The sequence below is a fragment of the Pseudomonas sp. genome, from assembly GCF_050739655.1.
Lineage (GTDB): Bacteria > Pseudomonadota > Gammaproteobacteria > Pseudomonadales > Pseudomonadaceae > Aquipseudomonas.
This window is the reverse complement of sequence record NZ_JBOIBY010000224.1, coordinates 1-5,157: the sequence shown is the minus strand read 5'-3', so window position 1 is coordinate 5,157 and position 5,157 is coordinate 1. Positions and strand designations below refer to the sequence as shown.

Genomic DNA, 5,157 nt, shown 5'->3' with positions numbered 1-5,157 from the left:
AACCGACCTCTTCGCGGGCAAGCCTCGCTCCTGCAGGTTCATGGGTCGACCACTAGATCCATGGACACCACAAAACCCTGTGGGAGCGTGGCTTGCCCGCGAAGGCGGTGGGTTAGGCACTGGAGATGTTGAAGTAACCGACCGCTCCTACACAGCATTACGTTCAGTCGGGTCTGTCAGTCCTTTTCAATCAACCGCACAACCCTGGGCATCACCCCGAGTATCACCAACGCCAGCAACGTGCTCAGCACCGCCGTCGCCTCGCGACCCAACCCGGCCGAAACACCAATGGCAGCGGTCATCCATAACCCGGCGGCGGTGGTCAGGCCTTTGACGTGACCTTCGTCGCCCTCCTGGTTTTTAAGGATCGTCCCGGCGCCGAGGAAGCCAATCCCGGCGATCACGCCTTGCACTACCCGACTCATGGCATCCGCCTGGGAGCCGGACATCTGCGGCACCATGACAAACAGCGCCGCGCCAATGGCGACCAGCATGTGGGTGCGCACACCGGCGGCCTTGCCTTTGTGTTCCCGTTCGAACCCGAGAATACCCCCCAACACAGCGGCCATCAGCAGGCGCACGGTAACGCGGGTCAATTGCGCGGCGTCACCGATATCGGCGAACTCCGCTTGCAGGGTCACCCAGACTTCATGCCACCAGGCGTTCATGGTGTTGTCCTTGTAAAGGGCCATGGAGGATGGACCGCACCGACCATTAATCGGTTGCACAGAACGTTGCGCCGATGAAAAGACCCTAACGTTCATCAGTCACAAAAAAGGGACCAGGCCATGAGCGTGCGTATCGAGAACCAAACCTGCTTCTTTACCACCGAGACCGGCGAGGAAATTCGCCTGTGCCCCGATGTGACCATCGTCACGGACGGCGCCAAAGCCATGTCGGCGGTGGACATCAATGGCCAGCGCATCTACATCACCGAAGCAGAGGCCGACGCATTGACCGTCGCAGGCGCCATAGACGGACGCCGGCACTTGAAGGCTACCGACAGTGATTCGGTGATTTGATCCCGCCCGCCGTGTAACGCCACAGGCTTGTTAGTGCCGCTGCGACAAGTGCTTCAACTTGTCGCAGCAAGTCTAATCACGTCATCTGATCCGCTTTTTATTGAATTACCTGAGCCTGTTATGCAAACAGATCGGCGCTCATAGTGCTCATGCCTGATGGAGGCTGATGAGCGAAAGACCATGAGCGAGCTAATCCCCGTCCGAATCGTAGAAAGCCCAACACCCGTCAAGATCCACGAACCTTCACGCCCAAAGATGAAGGTCAAGACCAGCGACAACCTGATCCACACCCGCAGTTTCACCGGCCTGTTTCGCTCCCTGCGCATCAGTGGCGCGGGATTTCTGTTTCTGCTGTTTTTCGGCACCGTCTGGTTGAACTGGGGCGGTCGCCAAGCCGTACTCTGGGATCTTTCCGAGAGCAAATTCCACATCTTTGGCGCGACGTTCTGGCCACAGGATTTCATCTTGCTCTCGGCGCTGCTGATCATCGCCGCGTTCGGCCTGTTTGCGATCACCGTTTTTGCCGGCCGCGTCTGGTGCGGCTACACCTGCCCGCAGAGCTCCTGGACCTGGATCTTCATGTGGTGCGAAAAAATCACCGAAGGTGAACGCAACCAGCGCATCAAACTGCAAGCGGCTCCCTGGGGCCTGAACAAATTGATGCGCCGCTCGGCCAAGCACACCTTATGGCTGGCGATCAGCCTGCTCACCGGCCTGACCTTTGTCGGTTACTTCACGCCGATCCGGCCCTTGGCCGAAGAACTGCTGACTCTGCACATGAGCGGCGTGAGCCTGTTCTGGGTGCTGTTCTTCACCGGCGCCACCTATATCAATGCCGGTTGGCTGCGCGAGGCGGTGTGCATGCACATGTGCCCCTATGCACGATTCCAGAGCGTGATGTTCGACAAGGACACCTTGACCATTTCCTACGACGTGGCCCGTGGCGAAAACCGTGGCCCGCGCAAGCGGGAGGTCAAGCCGGCCGAAGTCGGCCTGGGCGATTGCATCGATTGCCAACTGTGCGTACAGGTCTGCCCTACCGGCATCGACATCCGCGACGGCCTGCAGATGGAGTGCATCGGATGCGCGGCGTGCATCGACGCCTGTGATTCGATCATGGACAAAATGGGCTACGAGCGTGGGCTGATCAGCTATACCTCTGAGCGCCAATTGCAGGGTGGCAAGACCCATTTGTTGCGGCCTCGGCTGATCGGCTACACCGCCGTCCTGTTGGTGATGATCGCCGCGCTGGTGCTGGCGCTGATGGAGCGGCCAATGGTGTCGCTGGACGTGAGCAAGGACCGTGGCCTGTTCCGCGAGAACAGTCAGAGGCAGATTGAAAACATCTACAGCTTGAAAGTCATCAATAAAACCCATCAGCGCCAGGACTACCACCTGACCCTGCTCGACGGTGATGGCTTCCAGCTACAAGGCAAAACCTCGCTGAGCCTCGCGCCCGGCGAGATTGTCGATGTGCCAGTGTCTGTGGCGATGCTCACGGAGCGTCCCGCCAGCAGTTCGCAGAGCATCAGCTTCAAGATTGTCGACAGTGATGAGCCTGGCGTCTTCAGCGTGGCCAACACCCGGTTTGTGGCGCCGATGAACCGTTGATCCCTTACACTGCGGTGCCGCCATTCGCGAGCAAGCCCGCTCCCACAAGGACTGCGCATTACCTGTGGGAGCGGGCTTGCTCGCGAAGAAATCACCTCGATTTCTCTGACTATTACCAACCGGGCACTCGATGAAACGCTACGAAAAATTCGCCGACGACATCGCTGAACTGATCCGCTCCGGTGTCCTCGGCCCCGGTCATCGCGTGCCATCGGTGCGCTACGCCAGCCAGACCTACGGCGTCAGCCCGTCCACGGTGTTCCAGGCCTATTACCTGCTGGAACGCCGTGGCTTGATCCGCGCGCGCCCGCGCTCCGGCTACTTCGTCAATGCCCACGCGCCACGCCCCTTTTCCGAGCCTGTGATCAGTAGCCAGGTCAATGAGTCCACCGAAGTCGACGTCAGCGAACTGGTGTTCTCGGTACTCGATTCGATCAAGGACCCGAACACCGTGCCCTTCGGCTCGGCCTTCCCAAGTCCGACCCTGTTTCCCTTGCAACGACTGTCACGCTCGCTGGCCAGCGCCAGCCGCGAAATGGACCCGCGTATGGTCGTGACCGACATGTCACCGGGCAATCCGCAATTGCGGCGGCAAATCGCCCTGCGCTACATGGTCGGCGGGCTGATGTTGCCGATGGAGGAACTGTTGATCACCAACGGCGCCCTCGAAGCACTGAACCTGTGCCTGCAAGCGGTTACGCAACCGGGCGACCTGGTGGCCATCGAAGCCCCTGCGTTTTACGCCAGCCTGCAAATTCTGGAAAGGCTGAAACTCAAAGCCGTGGAAATCCCGGTGCATCCGCGTGATGGCATCGACCTTGGGGTACTTGCGCAAACCCTGGAACGCTACCCGATCAAAGCCTGCTGGTGCATGACCAGTTTCCAGAACCCCATGGGCGCAACCATGCCCGAGGCCAGAAAACAGGCGTTGGTGGAACTGCTGCGCAGCCATCAAGTGCCACTGATCGAGGACGATGTCTACGCCGAGCTGTATTACGGCCAGCAAGCACCGAAGCCTGCCAAGGCCTTTGATACCGAAGGGTTGGTGATGCATTGCGGTTCGTTCGCCAAAAGCCTGGCCCCCGGCTACCGCATCGGCTGGGTCGCGGCTGGACGCTATGCGCAGAAGATCGAACGACTGAAACTGATGACATCCCTGTGCGCCTCGATGCCAGCCCAGGCCGCCATTGCCGATTACTTGCAGCACGGTGGTTACGACCGCCATCTGCGAAAATTGCGTCACGCGCTGGAAGACCAACAAAGCGCCATGCTTGCAGCGATCGCCCGGTACTTCCCGACAGAAACCCGCGTCAGCCAACCGGCCGGCGGCTACTTTCTGTGGCTGGAACTGCCACCGCAGATGGACTCGTTGAAGTTGTTTCAGATGGCGCTGGCGCAGGGCATCAGCATTGCGCCGGGGCCAATTTTTTCGCCGACGCAGCGGTTCAAAAATTGTATTCGGTTGAACTACGGCAGCCCGTGGGATGAGGCTGCAGAGAAGGCGATGGAGACGTTGGGGCGCATCGTGCGGTCCTTTTAAATGCAAAAAATCGCAGCCTGCGGCAGCTCCTACCCTGGAATGCGTTCCTCTGTAGGAGCTGCCGAAGGCTGCGATCTTTTGATCTTGCTCTTACCGCCCACCACCCAAATCAACAAAGGTTCCGGTCGCATAAGAAGCCTTATCGGACAACAACCAGACAATCGCCTCCGCCACTTCATCCGGCCGTCCGCCACGGGCCATGGGAATGGCCGATTCAAGTTTGCTGACCCGATCCGGATCGCCACTGAGCGCATGGAAGTCGGTGTAGATATAGCCGGGGCGCACCGCGTTGACCCGGATCCCCTCACCCGCCACTTCCTTGGACAGGCCGATGGTGAAGGTGTCAAGCGCGCCCTTGGAGGCGGCATAGTCGACATATTCGTTGGGCGAGCCCAGGCGTGCGGCGACTGAAGAGACGTTGACGATGCTGCCGCCCTGCCCGCCATGTTTGGGCGACATGCGCAGAATCGCGTGCTTGGCGCACAGCATGGGAGCCAGGACGTTGGTCTTGAGGATTTTGAGCATGCGGTATTCGGACATTTCGTCGACCCGGGATTTTTGCCCGACGGTGCCGGCGTTGTTCACCAGCGCCGTCACCCGGCCCAGTTCAACGTCCACCCGATGGAACAGCGCGATCACTTCGTCTTCGTTGCTGACGTCTGCGCGCACTGCAATGGCTTGGGCACCAAGGCCGCGAACCTGCTCCAGCACACTCTGCGCCGCCTGTTCATCGGACTGATAGTTGATGCAGATCCGATAGCCTTGTTCGGCGGCCAACAGGGCGGTCGCAGCTCCGATGCCGCGACTGCCGCCAGTGATGACGATGACTTTGTCCATGCAAGCTTTCCCCATTTCAAGCGTAAGCGGTCGGGGGGAAGAATAACCGCCATTTTTGCTTTTTGCATGGCTTGCGCGGGCAAGCCACACAAACCCTGTGGGAGCGAGCTTGCTCGCGAAAAACGTTAACGATGACGCGAACATCCT

Annotated in this window: 5 protein-coding genes; 3 read left to right on the top strand and 2 right to left on the bottom strand. The window is 59.6% G+C overall.

Annotation, left to right across the window (positions count from 1 at the left end; genetic code table 11):
* Positions 1 to 176: 176 nt before the first annotated feature.
* Positions 177 to 668, bottom strand: coding sequence for an MgtC/SapB family protein (locus tag ACRESJ_RS11155; protein ID WP_431757948.1), 492 nt, complete (start codon positions 666 to 668; stop codon positions 177 to 179).
* A gap of 120 nt (positions 669 to 788) precedes the next feature.
* On the opposite strand from ACRESJ_RS11155, the gene ACRESJ_RS11150 reads away from it, so the two are divergent.
* The 3 genes from ACRESJ_RS11150 (at position 789) to mapR (ending at position 4,173) form a co-directional block, all read left to right on the top strand.
* Entirely contained in the window at positions 789 to 1,022 is a 234-nt protein-coding gene (locus ACRESJ_RS11150) for a DUF3203 family protein (protein WP_431757947.1), read from the top strand.
* A gap of 180 nt (positions 1,023 to 1,202) precedes the next feature.
* On the top strand, positions 1,203 to 2,633 hold the full coding sequence (gene ccoG, locus ACRESJ_RS11145) for a cytochrome c oxidase accessory protein CcoG (RefSeq protein WP_431757946.1): 1,431 nt from the start codon (positions 1,203 to 1,205) through the stop codon (positions 2,631 to 2,633).
* 130 nt (positions 2,634 to 2,763) lie between these two features.
* Positions 2,764 to 4,173 carry a GntR family transcriptional regulator MpaR gene (gene mapR / locus ACRESJ_RS11140; RefSeq protein WP_431757945.1) on the top strand — a complete coding sequence of 470 codons (1,410 nt, stop codon included), beginning with the start codon at positions 2,764 to 2,766 and terminating at the stop codon, positions 4,171 to 4,173.
* Between the two features lie 90 nt (positions 4,174 to 4,263).
* Here the strand turns inward: mapR and ACRESJ_RS11135 are convergent, their stop codons facing one another.
* On the bottom strand, positions 4,264 to 5,010 hold the full coding sequence (locus ACRESJ_RS11135) for an SDR family oxidoreductase (protein ID WP_431757944.1): 747 nt from the start codon (positions 5,008 to 5,010) through the stop codon (positions 4,264 to 4,266).
* Positions 5,011 to 5,157 lie beyond the last annotated feature (147 nt).